Origin of the sequence: Staphylococcus sp. FSL K6-3157 (assembly GCF_038005145.1) — a bacterium.
Lineage (GTDB): Bacteria > Bacillota > Bacilli > Staphylococcales > Staphylococcaceae > Staphylococcus > Staphylococcus equorum.
In genome coordinates this window covers 2,245,527-2,262,100 of the sequence record NZ_JBBOSM010000001.1, presented here as the reverse complement: position 1 = coordinate 2,262,100, position 16,574 = coordinate 2,245,527, and the positions used below count along the sequence as shown (strand labels likewise).

Genomic DNA, 16,574 nt, shown 5'->3' with positions numbered 1-16,574 from the left:
GATATGATGAGCTTAATATATTTACTGGGTGCCTTGATTATAATCATGGTAGCGGTATTGTTCACACTAACAAATCCTAAATTCCAGCGATTTGCAGGTCAAATTGCTTTAATTGCACCGATTATTTCTTCGATTTACTTTTTATGGCAAATACCTCAAGTGATGGCAGGACATTTTGTAACGGTTAAGATACCGTGGCTGACACTCTTAGATATCAATATTGATTTTAGATTAGATGGATTGAGTTTATTCTTCAGTTTATTAATTTCACTCATTGGTTTAGCCGTATTTTACTACGCAACTCAATATTTATCTAAAGAACATGACAATTTACCACGTTTTTATGTATATTTATTACTCTTTATGCTCAGTATGCTAGGTATCGTTACTGCTAACAATACGATTCTTATGTATGTGTTTTGGGAATTAACAAGTGTATCTTCGTTCTTGCTTATTGCCTATTGGTACAATAAAGGTGATAGTCAATTTGGGGCCATACAATCATTTATGATTACAGTCTTTGGTGGTTTGGCATTATTAGCAGGCTTCATTATGATTTATACTGTAACAGGAACAAATTCAATAACTTCAATTATTGAACAGAGTGATCAAATTGCCCAAAGTGACTTGTTTATACCTATTATTATTCTCATTTTAATAGGGGCATTTACAAAGTCAGCTCAATTTCCATTTCACATTTGGTTACCGAAAGCGATGGCTGCTCCAACACCAGTAAGTGCGTATCTACATTCGGCAACAATGGTTAAAGCAGGTATATTCTTGCTATTTAGATTTACACCTGTTTTAGGTTTAAGTGATTTCTATATTTATTGTGTGACATTCGTTGGTTTAATCACAATGATTTTTGGCGCAATCAATGCAATACGCCAAGTCGATATGAAAGCAATATTAGCTTATTCTACAATTAGTCAACTAGGTATGATTGTATCAATGGTAGGACTAGGTGGAGGATTTGCTCAACATCCGACAGGTGAACTTTCTAAAATTTATGGTTTAATACTGTTCGCAGCTTTATTCCATTTAATGAATCATGCTTTGTTTAAAGGTGCGCTGTTTATGGGTGTAGGTATTATTGACCATGAGACAGGTACGAGAGATATTCGTCGCTTATCAGGTTTAAGAAAGGTATTTCCTATTACACATATAATAATGTTACTTTCTGCTTTATCGATGGCAGGTATCCCATTTTTAAATGGCTTCTTAAGTAAGGAAATGTTCTTTGACGGACTTGTGAGCGCACATCAATTACCCCAATTCAATATATTCCTTACGGTAATTATTGCGGTGATAGGCGTTGTAGCAAGTATATTTACTTTGATTTATGCAGTTTACATGATTAAGGAAGTTTTCTGGGGAGACTATCAGAAAGCAGATTTACCGATAAAAAATCCGCATGAACCATTCATGTTCACACTACCTTCTGCAATTATGATGATTTTGTTACCGATTATATTTTTTGTTCCCAATATATTTGGGCATTATATTATTTTACCGGCGTTACGAAGTATCACAATTGGAGAAAATGTAGATAAAATAGCGCCACATGTATCTCAGTGGCACGGATTTAATTTACCGTTGATTTTAAGTTTGATTGTAATGATTGTTGGCTTCACAGCAGCATTTAAAATCGATTGGAAAAAATATGCTAATAAGATTAAAGTAAAATCAATTACAGATTTATACTTAGGTTCATATAAACAATTTGAACATTATTCAGGATATGGAATCCGAAGCTTAATGAATAACCGTTTAAATCATTACATCACATTAACTTTACTTATTTTTATAATGGTTGTGGTATATGGAGTTATTCAAGCAGGATTTCCAAAAGTACAACAAATTCATGTGAGTGAATTTGGTCCGTTAGAAGTAATTACTTTAATTGTCGTATTTGTACTAGGTATTGCTTTAACATTTATACGTCAACGTTTAACAATGGTTATTTTAAATGGAATTATCGGTTATTGTGTAACGATATTCTTTATATTAATGAAAGCGCCAGATTTAGCATTAACACAATTAGTTGTAGAAACGATTACAACAATATTATTTATTGTTAGTTTTTCAAGACTACCTAACGTACCGCGTACAAAAGTTCACAAAAAACGTGAAGTGGTCAAAATTATTGTATCGCTCTTAATGGCAGTGATTGTAGTCATGCTCGTATTTATTGCACAGCAAAGTGACTCGATGGCTACAATTTCGACATTTTACCATGATGCATACGAATTAGCAGGCGGCAAAAACATTGTAAATTCCATTCTTGGTGACTTCCGTGCACTAGATACTTTATTTGAAGGTATGGTGCTCATCATTGCTGGTTTAGGAATTTATACATTACTTAACTTTAAAGAACGGAGGGGTCAAGATGAAAGAGAATGATGTTGTATTACGAACGGTAACCAAGATTGTCGTTTTTATATTGTTAACTTTTGGATTTTATCTGTTTTTGGCAGGTCATAATAATCCAGGTGGCGGCTTTATTGGTGGTCTTGTATTTAGCTCAGCATTTATTTTAATGTTCTTGGCCTTCGATGTTAAACAAGTGTTAGTCGCTTTGCCTTTAGATTTTAGAATATTAATGATCATAGGTTCATTAGTTTCTTTTGCTACTGCAGTTGTACCTATGTTTTTTGGTAAACCGTTCCTTTACCAAACTGACGCATATGTACAATTACCTTTGTTAGGTGAAGTCCATTTAACGACCGTAACGTTATTTGAAGCAGGTATTGTATTATCTGTTGTAGGTGTTGTCGTAACGGTTATGTTATCTATAAGTGGTGGTCGATCATGAATCTTATATTATTAATGGTTATTGGCTTCTTAATATTTATCGGAACGTATATGATATTATCAGTCAATTTAATAAGAATCGTTATAGGTATATCTATTTACACACATGCAGGCAATTTAATTATTATGAGTATGGGTCAATATGGCAAGAATATGGTTGAACCTTTGATAGGAGAAGGCAGTAAAAACTTTGTTGATCCTTTATTACAGGCAATTGTGTTAACGGCGATTGTAATTGGCTTTGCAATGACAGCTTTTCTATTAGTACTTGTATATAGAACGTATCGTGTAACAAAAGAAGATGAAATTGATGTATTGAGAGGTGATGACGACGATGCTAATGAGTAATTTATTAATACTACCGTTACTTCTCCCAGCAGTTTGTGCATTAGCCCTTGTCTTCATCCGTACTAACAGCAGATTGTCTCGAATTTTTTCAATTGGAACGATGGCTGTTACAACAGTTATTTCATTGTTCTTATTAATTCACGTAATGTATAACAAACCTATTGCCTTAGATTTTGGAGGATGGGAAGCACCTTTTGGTATTCAATTTGTTGGTGATTCATTAAGTTTATTGATGGTTACTACATCCAGTTTCGTTGTTACGTTAATTATGGCTTATGGTTTTGGTAGAACAGAGAAAAGAGCAATACGCTATTATCTACCAAGTTTCATCTTATTCTTAACTGTAGGTGTTATAGGTTCATTTTTAACAGCTGACTTATTCAATATATATGTCATGTTTGAAGTTATGTTATTGGCATCCTTCGTACTTATCACATTAGGACAATCAATTGAGCAATTACGTGCGGCAATTATTTATGTGGTACTTAATATACTTGGTTCATGGTTGTTACTTCTAGGTATTGGGCTGCTTTATAAACTGACAGGTACGTTAAACTTTGCACTTGTAGCACAGCGATTGAATGAGATGAATGACAAAAGTGCTATAACGATTGTGTCTATGGTCTTTTTAATAGCTTTTGGTGCTAAAGCTGCATTAGTGCTCTTTATGTGGTTACCTAAAGCCTATGCAGTTTTAAATACGGAACTTGCAGCACTGTTTGCAGCATTAATGACTAAAGTAGGGGCTTACGCATTAATCCGGTTCTTTACATTGATTTTTGATGGTCATGAAGGCATTACGCATCCACTACTGGTATTTTTAGCTTGTATTACAATGCTGATTGGAGCATTTGGCGTACTTGCTTATCGTGATATTAAAAAGATTGCAGCATATCAAGTTATACTTTCAATTGGATTTATCATATTAGGGTTAGGATCAAATACCTACGCTGGTGTCAATGGCGCTATTTTCTATTTAGCTAATGACATTGTCGTTAAGACATTGCTATTCTTTATTATTGGTAGTTTAGTCTATATTACTGGATACAGACAATATAGAAATTTAAATGGTCTAGCCAAACAAGAACCATTCTTTGGTGTGGCTTTTGTAGTTATGATCTTAGCTATCGGAGGCGTACCACCATTTAGTGGTTTCCCTGGTAAAGTATTCATTTTTAAAGGTGCTATAGAAAATGGTAATTATATTGGCTTATCTTTAATGATAATTACAAGTTTAATTGCAATGTTTAGCTTGTTCAGGATCTTCTTTACGATGTATCTGGGTAATGAGAAGAAAGCTGAAGAAACAGACTTTAAAAAGATACCTACGTACCGTAAAGGTCTCATTGGGATATTGGCAGCAGTGATACTCGCTATGGGACTTGCAGCGCCATTGATTTTTAAAGTGACAGATAATGCGACACATTTAAATATGGATGATGGACTATATGAAAAAATGGTTAACCCTCATTTAGTGAAGGAGGATAAATAATGCAACAGGTTTTGCTTAACATTGTCATTGCTTTTTTATGGGTGCTTTTTCAAGATGAAGAATCTTTTAAAGCATCAACGTTCTCCTCAGGTTATCTTATTGGCTTATTAGTTATCTATATTTTACACCGCTTTTTTGGACAGCAATTTTATCTCAAAAAAGTTTGGGTAACGATTAAATTTTTAGCTGTTTATCTATATCAACTAGTCACGTCTAGTATGACAACAATTAATTATATTTTATTTAAAACTAAAGATTTAAATCCGGGCTTGGTAACTTATGAAACAACGTTAAGTAGTGATTGGGAAGTTAGCTTTTTAACAATTTTAATTATTATAACTCCAGGTTCAACGGTAATAAGAATTTCAAAAGAAAAACAAAAGTTCTTTATACACGCAATTGATGTCTCAGACAAAGAAAAACAAAAATTGCTAAAAAGTATTAGACAATATGAAGGACTCATATTGGAGGTGGCAGAATGATAGAATCCCTTATTGATTTTTTCATTACAAGTGCACTGATTTTGTTTGGAATTGCATTATTATTAACTTTATTTAGATTGATTAAAGGACCAACAACTGCTGATAGGGTTGTTGCTTTTGATACCGCAAGCGCCATACTTATGTCTATGGTAGGTATGCTCAGTATTGTCTTTGGTACATTCTCGTTCCTTGATTCAATTCTATTAATCGCTATTATTTCATTTGTAAGCACCGTTTCCATTTCTAGATTTATAGAAGGGGGGCACGTCTTCAATGCAAATAACAAGCGAAATCGTTAATTTAATCGCAGCATTTATGATGTTTTTAGGAAGTATTATCGCATTAATAAGTGCAATAGGTTTAATAAAATTTCAAGATGTATTTTTACGAAGTCACGCATCGACTAAAAGTTCTACACTTTCAGTATTACTGACACTTGTAGGCGTTATTATCTATTTTATTTCTTCACAAGGTTATTTAAGTGTGCGACTTATTTTGGCATTGGTGTTTATTAATTTAACGTCGCCAGTTGGAGGACACTTAATATCACGTGCCGCTTATCGTACAGGGGCATACATGTATCGTAAAAGTGACGCGCCAAGACAAACAAATATATTGTTGAGTTCTAAGGAAAATAATACATTTGATATGTTGAAAAAACGTGCAGAAGATCGTGAAGAACGTAGACGTAAAACATATGAAAAAGAACACGATTACTAATATATAAATTCTAAAAAATGATGAAGTTGGGACATAAGTATATGTCGCAGCCTCATCATTTTTTAGTTGTCTCGAACGCGTATGCATCAGAACTATTTTGTATATACATTCTATTGTGATTCTAATATTAAATTAGGCAATACTATTTAATTGTGCATTAGACTGTATATGAGAAGTTGTAAAAGAAAATTCAACTTCCCAAGTGTAATACGTTTAAGCAAAGGGTAAAAAAATGATAAAATAATATATATTTGTAATTGTGTTAATTTTAAAAATATTAATCAAATAGATGATAGGGGTTATACTATTTGTTATTAGGTGTAAGAGTTTGAGACACAGTATGTTCATTTAAAAAACGATATTATTTATTGTTTCAACCTCAACAATTATGAAAAAATAATTAAGTTGAAAAGAGGTGAAACCTTGCAAATATTTGAGACGATACTCATTTTTTTAGCACTAGTAATCGTTAGCTCACTTGTACACATTTTTATACCGAAAGTGCCTTTAGCTTTTATTCAAATTATACTCGGTATGTTGGTGTATGTGATTCCTGTACCTGTTGAACTTCATTTTGATTCAGAACTGTTTATGGTTGCATTAATTGCACCATTACTTTTTGTAGAAGGGGTTAAAGTTTCGCGTGTCCACTTAAGGCGTTATATTAAACCGGTACTAATGATGGCATTAGGTTTAGTCATTACTACTGTAATTGTAGTAGGGCTTTTTGTTCATTGGATTTGGCCGGAATTACCAATGGCTGCAGCTTTTGCGCTTGCTGCGATATTATGCCCTACAGATGCTGTTGCAGTTCAAGCTATTACAAATGGGAAAGTGTTACCAAAAGGATCTATGACAATTTTAGAGGGTGAGTCACTTTTAAATGATGCTGCGGGTATCATATCTTTTAAAATTGCTGTAGCAGCACTTGTTACAGGTGCGTTTTCAGTGACGCATGCTGTTGAACAGTTTCTTGTTTCTTCAATAGGCGGTTTTATTGTTGGGCTTCTTATTGGGGTAGCTTTAGTAAGATTTAGAGTAACGTTATCTAGACGTGGTATTGAAAATATTAATATGTTCACTTTTATACAGCTTGTTACACCTTTTGTGACATATATAGTGGCAGAAATGTTTCATGCATCAGGTATCATTGCTGCTGTAGTGGCAGGTTTAGTACATGGTTTTGAGCGTGACCGTATTGCTCAAGCACGTACGAGATTGCAAATGAGTTATAACCACACCTGGAATATATTAGGTTATGCATTAAATGGTTTTGTATTTTCTATTTTAGGATACTTAATACCTGAAGTAGTAGGAAGAATTATAGAAAATGAACCTCATAATTTAATTTTCTTAATTGTCGTTACTTGTTTAATTGCACTTGCGATATATTTATTTAGATTTTTATGGGTATTCATATTATATCCTTACTTTTACTTACCAGTCAGTCCATTCCAAAAAATGATTTCTTATAATGAAGATAATCAGAAACCGACAGAAGCACCTCCAAAACGTGGCATGTATGCGTTTGTCATGACGGTGTGCGGCGTTCATGGCACAATTTCGTTAGCAATTGCCTTAACTCTACCGTATGTGTTAGCAGATCATCATTCTTTTATTTTCAGGGATGATTTACTTTTTATAGCATCTGGAATGGTGATTATTAGTTTGATTGTTGCGCAATTGGTTTTACCATTAGTTACACCAAATGCTGAAAAACCGAAACAAAAAGGAATGAGTTTCAAGCAGGCACGTGTTTTAATATTAGAAAAAGTCATTGATAATTTAAATCAAATGTCATCTGTGGAATCTAGTTTCCAATATGGTAATGTAATCAAGGATTATCATGAGAAATTAGCATTTTTAAAAACTGTGGAAAACGAAGATGAAAATACGAAGGAACTTCAAAGACTACAAAATATTGCATTTGCGGTTGAAAATAATACATTAAATGGTTTAGTAGAGAATGGTGATATTACTACTAACGTTCTAGAAAACTATATGCGTTATTCTGAACGTACGCAAGTCTATAAGCAAGCTTCTTTACTTCAACGTATAAAAGTCGAACTTAGAGCAATGATATTAAAACGCAGAATTAAACGTAAAGTTAAGACCAATGCAGCTACTTCATTATCCATCATTGACAACTTGCGAGAAATCTCTAATGTTATGCGTACAGTACATTATCGCGTCGTAAGTCGTTTAGCTAAAGAAACAACTGAAGATAATAAATTAGAGGTAGGTATGATTTGTGATAGTTATCTTATACGTATAGATAACTTAACGCCGTCTAATTTCTTTAATGCAAAAAACGAGAATTCAATAACAAAAATTAAATTAGCGGCACTTAAAGAACAACGCCGTCTATTGAATCAAATGGTTGAAGATGAAGAGGTAAGCGAAGTTACTGCTTTAAAAATACGTGAAGCAATAAATTATGATGAAATGATTATTGTAGATAGTTTAACGGATTAATGAATGATTCTTAAATAGAATGAGGGAGTGGGAGAGAAATCTAATTTTTCTAACAAGATTTCGTCGTATGAGCCAACCCAGCAAAGCTAACTAGAAAATGGAATACAAGAGCTTAATATAACCGCATTTTCAGTTCAGTCAGCCACCGCTAATATAATAATTGAGACTGAGACATGTATTTTGTCTCAGCCTCTCAGAGTGTCGACAAAGTCTCCGACTTTGTTGGCACTTTTTTTGTACGCTTTTCACGGGCATAGCTTGTAGTCTTCGGCTCAAATTACTGACATTTTTTAAATAGTAATAATATATTTAAATTAAATAATGGAAAATCATCCATAGACCCTGTAATACTAATGTATATATTACTTATTCAAAGGTTATTTAGAATAACATCAATGAGTTAAACGATTGCGTAATACATTAGCAAAGGCGAATGTATAAGCGAAACTAATTTCTTTGTAGGAGAGAAGGAACGCCTGAGCTGTTGTAGTGGATCACATATGCTAAAGCATATGTATAAGACTTACTAATCGCAATGAATTGGAAAGTAAGTCTTTATGCATAAAAACACCTAAACACTAAAGTGAATTTTTAAGAGGAATACTTGCGCTATGGCGTATTAATAAGAGGCACTATCTTAACAGGGAGATTAAGGAACGCCTGAGCTGTTGTAGTGGATTACATATGCTAAAGCATATGCGTAAGACTTACTAATCGCAATGAATTGAAAAGTAAGTCTTTATGCATAAGCGAAACTAACTTCCTTTTAGGAAGAAGTTTCGCTAAAAAAGCTCCATCAATGGGGGAGGAATCTACCATTGATGGAGCTAAGGAGATGATTTAAGGCTTGAATACCACCATGCCGTACGTTATAAGGAGGGTAACGAACGACATGGGGCTATTCACCTATAATAGGTTAAATAGCCTATCGACTTATTCCATGCTGCCATGTACTGTTTCGATATTTTCTTTCATCATATTGTAATAAGAATCACCTTTAGATCCTTTTTCACCGATTGAATCAGTAAATACTTCGCCAATGATGTCTTTTTTCGTTTCTTCGCTTAAACTTTGCATACTCTTCTTATCAACGCTTGTTTCAACAAGTAAATGTTTCAAATTATTATCTTTTACGAATTGAACTGCTTGTTTCATTTGCTCAGGTGTACCTTGCTTTTCAGTATTGATTTCCCAAATATAACCAGGTTTGATGTCATATTGTTTAGAGAAATATTTGAAGGCACCTTCACTTGTGATCATTGCGCGTTGCTCTTTAGGAATATCATTGAATTTATCATGACTTTCCTTATTAAGTTGTTCTAGTTCTCCAAGATACTTTTCGCTTTGAGCTTTGATTTCGTCATTATGTTTTTTATCGTGTTTTAATATTGTATCTTTGATTGTTTCAACATATTTAATACCATTGTCTAAACTTAACCAAGCATGAGGGTCTTGTTTTGATTTATCACCTTCGCCACCTTCTAAATACAATGGTTTTACATTTTCAGAAGCTCTTACTACAGAATCATCTTTAGTTGACTTATTGGCTTGACTTAATGCTTTTTCAAACCAACCATTTCCTGTTTCTAAGTTCAAACCATTATAGAAAATTATATCTGCATCAGTTAATGCTTTGATGTCTTTAGGCTTAACTTCATATTCGTGAGGGTCTTGGCCAATTGGCACAATACTATGTATTTCAACATTATCACCAGCAGTATTTTTGACCATATCGTATAATATTGAATTTGTCGTAACAATTTTTAATTTATCATTTGAGGCTGTATCGCTTTTTTCATTGCTCCCATTGCTACATGCACTTAAAAAAAGGATGAAAATGAGTGCAATTGCTATTATTTTTTTCATATAGTTTGTCCCTTCTTATTAAAAATTTGTAATTTACTTAGTATAAAAATAACGATGTAAATCAAGAATGCACATAATACAATTGTTGCGCCACTTGGCAAATTATAAAGATAGCTGAAATAGAGGCCAACAATCGCGCTGATTGTACTAAAAAGACTTGATATAATCATCATTGTATGTAATTTTTTGGCAATTAAAAACGCTGCTGAGGCTGGCGTAATTAATAGCGCGACAACTAAAATAATGCCGACAGTTTGAATACTCGCTACAGTTACAAGTGATAGTAATAGCATTACAAAATAGTGAGTTATAGTGGTGTTTAGACCGCTCATTCGGCTAAATACTGGATCAAATGTTGAAACCATTAACGGTCTGTAGAATAGTATGATTAATATCATAACCAGTACACCAACAACAATTGTTGACCAAAATGTTGATTGAGTTACAGCGAGTAAATTACCAAATAATATATGGTATAAGTCAGTGGTACTGTTAATCAAACTGATTAAAATAATACCCATCGCTAAAAATGCTGTAAAACTGATACCGATAGCAGCGTCAGGTTTGGTTTTACTATTTTTCGTAATAAAGCCAATGAAGATGCTGGCAATCATACCTGTGACTAATGCCCCAATAAACATAGGTATATTGAATAAGAAAGATAGGGCGACACCAGGTAACACAGCATGACTCATTGCGTCACCCATTAGCGAAAGTCCTCTAAGGACGATGAGACAGCCAACTGTACCACATACAATTCCAACTACGATTGAAATAATTAAGGCATTGCTTAAAAATTTATAATCGAGTAAATGTTGAACGAATTCCATAATAAATTTATCTCCTTTCTGTTGTTTTAAGTCGCTTCAATTTTTGAGTTTGAATTTAAAAATGTACTATTTAAATTCTCTGGTAGCATTGCAGTACTACTGTCACCGAAATAACGAATTGTTTTGTTTAAAAGTATGACACGATCAAAATACTCTTCAGTTTTTGATAAATCGTGATGGACAATTAAAAGTAATTTACCTTCACTTTTCAATTTTTGTAGTTGTGTCATAATGATTTGTTCACTATGGAAATCAATACCGACAAAGGGCTCATCTAACAAATAAAGTGTACTTTCCGTCATTAGCGCACGTGCGACAAGTACACGCTGTAATTGACCACCACTTAATTGTGAAATTTGACGATGACGTAAACTTTCTAATTCCAAGGTTTTCATCAATTGATTTAACCTTTTTTTAGTTTCTGACGTTACCCATTTAATCCAACCAATATCTTTGTATGCGCCTGATATAACAACATGTTCGACATCAATTGGAAAATCTAAATCAATATGTGCTTTTTGTGGAATATAGGTGATAGATTTTAATGAATTATGTATGTAATCATCGTTTAAGTGGGCGGTCCCAGTAGATTTAAACTCCCCAATAAAAGATTTGAGTAAAGATGATTTCCCAGCACCATTTGGCCCCATTATGCCAATAATCTCGCCTTTTATAGGAATGTTTAAATTAATGTCTTTTAAGACATGTTTATTCCCTAAAGTTAGATTTAGGTTTTTAACTCTTAACATATTAGACCTCCTTAATAATATTTTTAGGCTAACCTAATTTATCTTATAATATACCATGAAGATTTAGCGTGTCAAGTCGATTCGTGATACAATGAAGTGAATGAGTTGAGAGGTGAGATAATGCTAACTGAAGAAAAAGAAGACTATTTAAAGGCGATTTTAACGCACAATGGTGATCATTTTTTTGTTTCAAATAAGACACTATCCCAATATTTAAACATCAAACCACCTTCAGTCAGTGAAATGGTTCACCGTTTAGAAAAAACTGGGTATGTTGAAACAAAACCATATAAAGGTGTGCAGCTTTCAGCTAAAGGTTTAACATACACGTTGGATATCATTAAACGTCATCGTTTAATTGAATTGTTTTTAATAAAAATATTGAAATATAATTGGGAAGAAGTACATCAAGAAGCAGAAGTTTTAGAGCACAAAGTATCTAATTTGTTTGTAGAACGTTTGGATAAACTATTGGATTATCCAATTACTTGTCCACACGGTGGCGTGATACCACGTGATAGTAAATACAAAGAACTTTATACTACGAATTTACTTTCATTTGAGGCTGACGATAAGGTGACAATTAAACGTGTTCGTGATCGTACTGAATTACTCATATATTTATCGAGCAAAGATATATTAATTGATGAAGAAATTAAAATCATTAATAAAGATGATACAAATAAAGTGATTATTGTTCAAAAAGACGAAAATGTGACAATTTTAAGCTATGATAATGCAGCGCATATTTACGCTGAAATATAAATGATATTTATGGAGTGGGTAGCTTTTAGCATCCACTTTTTTTGTTTGAAAAAAATAAAAAAAGCTTGAGGTAGATGTTAGAAACATCATCTCAAGCTCAGTGATTTAAGTAAAAAAGTACCCATGAAATAATTGATAAATTGTGAAGATATTAATCGCTATCCATATCATGCTGTAAATAAAGGTGGGGACATGTGTTAACTCTTTTAAAGTACTACCATCCCAAGATACAGGTTGTTGTGAAAATGTCAGTTTAAAAATAGTGACTGAAGATTGCAAGACTTCGCCTAATAAGACACCCAATATAAAGTGAGATGTAAGGCTCACAATGTAAAACATCATCAATTGATTATCACTTTGGAATAAAAAATAGAGTAATGCAATAAGTAAAATAACAATGAAGATTGGCAGTATCTTTCTTGAGGTTAGTATTAAAAAATAAATAAATATAACTAAGTATGCACTTATAAATAAACTAGGGTATTGAAATTCAATAGCTAAGAAACCTAAAAATAACATGAGTGGTGGCATGATATAACCACCAAATGTAGTAATAGATTGACCGAAACGACTTTTTGATTGAGTCACAGCGAATCCTTGTTGCGACGTAGCAATACGTTCAGTAGGCGATGCAACAATAACTAAATCTTTGGCTTTCCCACCACTTAATTTATTGAATAAAATGTGTCCAAATTCATGTGTTAATACAGGGATGTAATTTAAATAAATATCCAAAATTCGGTTTATCGGTTTATTACGATAATTATGAATGATTATATAAAGTAGAGCTATAATCATAAGCCAATATAAATTGAGCTGGATAGCTGAACTGAAAAATTCATGTATTTTTGTCATATGATTACCTCGATTTAATATTTCAACAACCTCATATTCATAAAAAAAGTAAGGTTGTCATAGCATAATCTATAGTATAAAGTAATTTAGACAAGAAAGCATTTAGACTTTTGATGTATATTATAAGAATAAAAGTAAGAACAGTTTTAAAATATCTGTAAAACGCGTAATGTGTTAATATTGCAATAATAACTAAATGTTAAATTACATTTGATGTATTTTGAGTTAGGAGATCACCAACAATGACGGAGAGCAACAAATTAAATAAAGTAAATGTCTTATCGGTATATTTTGATAATGTTACTTTAAAGGACATGCGAGAGAATGTTAAACATTTTTTCTTATCCAATAGTCCAGAAAATTTATTTATTGTTACTGCAAACCCAGAAATAGTGGATTACGCTACGGATAATATTAAATATCGTAATTTAATTAATAGCGCGAATTATGTTATTCCAGACGGTACAGGCGTTGTAAAAGCGTCTAAGTTACTTAGAACGCCCTTGAAAGAACGTGTGCCTGGCATTGAACTAATGGAAGAATGCTTAAAAATCGCTAATGCGAATTATCAAAAGGTCTTTTTACTAGGTTCTAATAATGAAGTTGTTATCAAAGCACAACAAAATTTAGCACAAAAGTATCCAAACATTCACTTTGACTTTCATCATGGCTTTTTCGATTTAACAGATGAAATGGTCTTAAGACAAATCACCTCATTTAATCCTGATTATGTTTTTGTGGGGATGGGATATCCTAGACAGGAACACTGGATTGAACGACACATGAATAAATTTACTCAAACAGTATTGATGGGCGTAGGTGGCTCAATAGAAGTGTTTAGTGGTACGAAGAAAAGAGCGCCCGCATTATTTAGACGCTTGAATTTAGAGTGGGTTTACCGTCTGATTATAGACTGGAAACGCTTAGGAAGAATGAAATCAATACCTCGATTTGTTTTTAAAGTAATTAAAGAAACCCGTAAAAAGTAATAAAAGCGTAAATTGCAGTTTGAATTCTCTGCAATTTACGCTTTTATATTTTTCATAAAACTAGTTGTGAGCCTACTGTTATTTAACTACAAATCTAGAATTATCTAGATCACTTCTAAATTTCTTTTGATCTGCTTTAGAACGTTTTTTAAAATCATTTAAGAATTTTTCATATTCAGGTAATACGTCGTCTAATTCACCGAATTTTTTAAGTTTACCTGCTTCAATCCAAGCAATCTTAGTGCAAAAATCACGGACTTGTTTCATATTATGGCTTACGAAGAAGATAGTTTTTCCTTGTTTTTTATATTCAAATATTTTATCTAAACATTTTTGGGCAAACGTTTGATCACCAACCGATAAAGCTTCATCGATGACTAGAATATCTGGGTTAGTAGTGATATTTATAGAAAAGCCTAATTTTGCACGCATCCCGCTAGAATATTTTTTGACGGGTTGATAAATAAATTCTCCAAGTTCACTGAATTCAATGATTTCAGGGGTTAAATCTTTGATTTCTTTCCTAGTAAAGCCCATGCATAACATTTTGAATTCGATGTTTTCAACACCTGAAAGTTGGCCATTTAATCCTGCACTAATAGCGATTACACTTACATCGCCTTCACGGTTGATACCGCCACTCGTTGGTGACAATGATCCACCAATCATATTACTCAGTGTAGATTTTCCGGAACCGTTGATACCAACAAGACCTATGACATCACCTTCGTATGCTTTTAAGGACAAGTCATTTAGGGCATAAAAAGTCTTGTTCTCGTGAAAAGGAAGAAGGACATCCTTTAAGCGTTCTTTGTTATTACGATAAATTCGATATTCTTTAGTCACATTTTTAATGTCAACCGATACATTCATAATTTTACCTTCCTTATTTACAGTTACTCTTATTGTATTATATATTATATTAGTTGTTAAATTTATAAACCTATTGTAAAGTAAGTGAGTACAATTTAACGAAGTGAAGTTTTATACAGTTGTTAAATTTTACTGAACTTACGTTATAAAATCAACTATAAAGATAAATTAATGAAAAATATAAAGTTACGATAGCTTATATCTCATTTTTCATTAACGTTGTTTCATCACTTAGTATACAAAAATATATCATTTATAGCACTTTTTAGCTATTCTGATTTACGATAGTAAATGAAAGTTGTTAAGATAGACAATAAAGCGTATATTAAATTTAAGTGTAACATCGCAAATGGAATGTGATAAGGTAAATCGATTGAAAGTGTGGTTTATTAAAATGAATGCAGTGTGGGTAGTTTTTAGAGAGCATTTTAAAAATTTCTATCTTATTCAGAGATTGGCTCAGTTCCAAATGAAAATCACTAATACAAACAACTATTTAGGCACGGCCTGGGAATTAATTAATCCAGCAATGCAAATTATGGTTTATTGGTTCGTGTTTGGTTTAGGAATTAGAGATAACGGCCCAGTAGATGGTGTACCATTTATTTATTGGTTGCTCGTAGGTATTAGCATGTGGTTCTTTGTTAACCAAGGTATATTAGAAGGTACAAAATCAATAGCGACTAAATATAATCAAGTGGCAAAAATGAATTTCCCACTATCGATTATCCCATCGTATATTGTAATGAGTAGATTCTATGGACATCTTGCGTTACTTGTTGTAGTTATTTTACTTTGTATGTTAGCAGGTTACTATCCTACGATTTATACGTTGCAGCTGTTTTTATACGTGCCATTCGCACTAATTCTTACAACAGCAATTGCATTATTTACTTCAACGCTTGGTGTACTTGTAAAAGATACACAACAAGCAATTCAAGCATTAATGAGAATGGTGTTCTTTGCATCTTCTATTTTGATTGTGCCACCAGAAGGTATTGTGAAAGATGTAATGAAATTAAATCCTATATATTATCTTGCAGAAGCATATCGTTCTGCAGTGCTACATAAAGAATGGTACTTTATCACGCATTGGGAACTAACGCTTTACAATATGTTTATTATTATCTTCTTATTTGTAATAGGTTCTATTATGCATATGCGTTACAGAGATCAATTCGCAGACTTTATGTAAGTCGAAATTTAAAATACTAACTCATATTATTTGAGCTGACATGAATCCTTTAATGACTGAAATAGTTGTTAAAGGATTTTTCTATAATTTTTAGTGCAAGACAGATATAATGTAAACAATA

The 16,574-nt window shown here is 32.7% G+C and carries 16 protein-coding genes; 11 read left to right on the top strand and 5 right to left on the bottom strand.

All coding sequences use genetic code 11. The features are described from left to right. Positions 1-6: 6 nt before the first annotated feature. The 8 genes from MHB47_RS10930 to MHB47_RS10895 all read left to right on the top strand — a co-directional run bounded on the left by MHB47_RS10930 (position 7) and on the right by MHB47_RS10895 (position 8,331). Complete coding sequence (locus MHB47_RS10930; RefSeq protein ID WP_340756648.1) at positions 7-2,403, top strand: DUF4040 family protein; 2,397 nt, start codon at positions 7-9, stop codon at positions 2,401-2,403. Continuing rightward, on the top strand, positions 2,390-2,815 hold the full coding sequence (gene mnhB2, locus MHB47_RS10925) for a Na+/H+ antiporter Mnh2 subunit B (RefSeq protein ID WP_002508405.1): 426 nt from the start codon (positions 2,390-2,392) through the stop codon (positions 2,813-2,815). Before MHB47_RS10930 ends, mnhB2 begins: the two co-directional genes overlap by 14 nt. Further along, positions 2,812-3,162, top strand: coding sequence for a Na+/H+ antiporter Mnh2 subunit C (mnhC2, locus tag MHB47_RS10920; protein WP_002508404.1), 351 nt, complete (start codon positions 2,812-2,814; stop codon positions 3,160-3,162). Before mnhB2 ends, mnhC2 begins: the two co-directional genes overlap by 4 nt. After that, complete coding sequence (gene mnhD2, locus MHB47_RS10915) at positions 3,149-4,654, top strand: Na+/H+ antiporter Mnh2 subunit D (protein WP_340757318.1); 1,506 nt, start codon at positions 3,149-3,151, stop codon at positions 4,652-4,654. Before mnhC2 ends, mnhD2 begins: the two co-directional genes overlap by 14 nt. Next, positions 4,654-5,136, top strand: a complete 483-nt coding sequence (gene mnhE2 / locus MHB47_RS10910; RefSeq protein WP_002508402.1) for a Na+/H+ antiporter Mnh2 subunit E — start codon at positions 4,654-4,656, stop codon at positions 5,134-5,136. Before mnhD2 ends, mnhE2 begins: the two co-directional genes overlap by 1 nt. Then, positions 5,133-5,435 carry a Na+/H+ antiporter Mnh2 subunit F gene (gene mnhF2, locus MHB47_RS10905; protein WP_021339612.1) on the top strand — a complete coding sequence of 101 codons (303 nt, stop codon included), beginning with the start codon at positions 5,133-5,135 and terminating at the stop codon, positions 5,433-5,435. The genes mnhE2 and mnhF2 overlap by 4 nt, the downstream gene beginning before the upstream one ends. Next, complete coding sequence (locus MHB47_RS10900) at positions 5,410-5,856, top strand: Na+/H+ antiporter subunit G (RefSeq protein WP_002508400.1); 447 nt, start codon at positions 5,410-5,412, stop codon at positions 5,854-5,856. Before mnhF2 ends, MHB47_RS10900 begins: the two co-directional genes overlap by 26 nt. A gap of 423 nt (positions 5,857-6,279) precedes the next feature. Next, positions 6,280-8,331 carry a cation:proton antiporter gene (locus MHB47_RS10895; protein WP_340756646.1) on the top strand — a complete coding sequence of 684 codons (2,052 nt, stop codon included), beginning with the start codon at positions 6,280-6,282 and terminating at the stop codon, positions 8,329-8,331. A gap of 933 nt (positions 8,332-9,264) precedes the next feature. Here the strand turns inward: MHB47_RS10895 and mntC are convergent. Genes mntC through MHB47_RS10880 form a run of 3 tightly spaced genes read right to left on the bottom strand, consistent with a single transcriptional unit; the run spans position 9,265 to position 11,776 of the window. Continuing rightward, positions 9,265-10,197, bottom strand: a complete 933-nt coding sequence (gene mntC / locus MHB47_RS10890) for a manganese ABC transporter substrate-binding lipoprotein MntC (RefSeq protein WP_340756644.1) — start codon at positions 10,195-10,197, stop codon at positions 9,265-9,267. Then, positions 10,194-11,030, bottom strand: coding sequence for a metal ABC transporter permease (locus MHB47_RS10885; protein WP_340757316.1), 837 nt, complete (start codon positions 11,028-11,030; stop codon positions 10,194-10,196). Before MHB47_RS10885 ends, mntC begins: the two co-directional genes overlap by 4 nt. Positions 11,031-11,053: 23 nt before the next feature. After that, the gene (locus MHB47_RS10880; RefSeq protein WP_340756643.1) at positions 11,054-11,776 is read right to left on the bottom strand and encodes a metal ABC transporter ATP-binding protein; all 723 of its coding nucleotides are present in this window, start codon (positions 11,774-11,776) and stop codon (positions 11,054-11,056) included. A gap of 120 nt (positions 11,777-11,896) precedes the next feature. On the opposite strand from MHB47_RS10880, the gene MHB47_RS10875 reads away from it, so the two are divergent. Next, complete coding sequence (locus MHB47_RS10875; RefSeq protein ID WP_340756642.1) at positions 11,897-12,541, top strand: metal-dependent transcriptional regulator; 645 nt, start codon at positions 11,897-11,899, stop codon at positions 12,539-12,541. A gap of 105 nt (positions 12,542-12,646) precedes the next feature. Here MHB47_RS10875 and MHB47_RS10870 read toward each other — a convergent pair whose 3' ends face one another. Then, the gene (locus MHB47_RS10870; protein WP_340756640.1) at positions 12,647-13,396 is read right to left on the bottom strand and encodes a M50 family metallopeptidase; all 750 of its coding nucleotides are present in this window, start codon (positions 13,394-13,396) and stop codon (positions 12,647-12,649) included. 242 nt (positions 13,397-13,638) lie between these two features. On the opposite strand from MHB47_RS10870, the gene tarA reads away from it, so the two are divergent. Continuing rightward, positions 13,639-14,385: an N-acetylglucosaminyldiphosphoundecaprenol N-acetyl-beta-D-mannosaminyltransferase TarA gene (gene tarA, locus MHB47_RS10865; RefSeq protein WP_002508393.1), complete on the top strand. Its 747-nt coding sequence runs from the start codon at positions 13,639-13,641 to the stop codon at positions 14,383-14,385. Positions 14,386-14,463: 78 nt separating this feature from the next. On the opposite strand, the gene tagH is transcribed toward tarA, so the two are convergent. Continuing rightward, a complete protein-coding gene (tagH, locus tag MHB47_RS10860; RefSeq protein ID WP_002508392.1) occupies positions 14,464-15,258 on the bottom strand; it encodes a teichoic acids export ABC transporter ATP-binding subunit TagH in 795 nt (264 codons plus the stop codon). A 394-nt stretch (positions 15,259-15,652) separates the two neighbouring features. Between tagH and MHB47_RS10855 the strand changes: the two genes are divergently transcribed. Further along, a complete protein-coding gene (locus MHB47_RS10855) occupies positions 15,653-16,453 on the top strand; it encodes an ABC transporter permease (RefSeq protein WP_002508391.1) in 801 nt (266 codons plus the stop codon). Positions 16,454-16,574 lie beyond the last annotated feature (121 nt).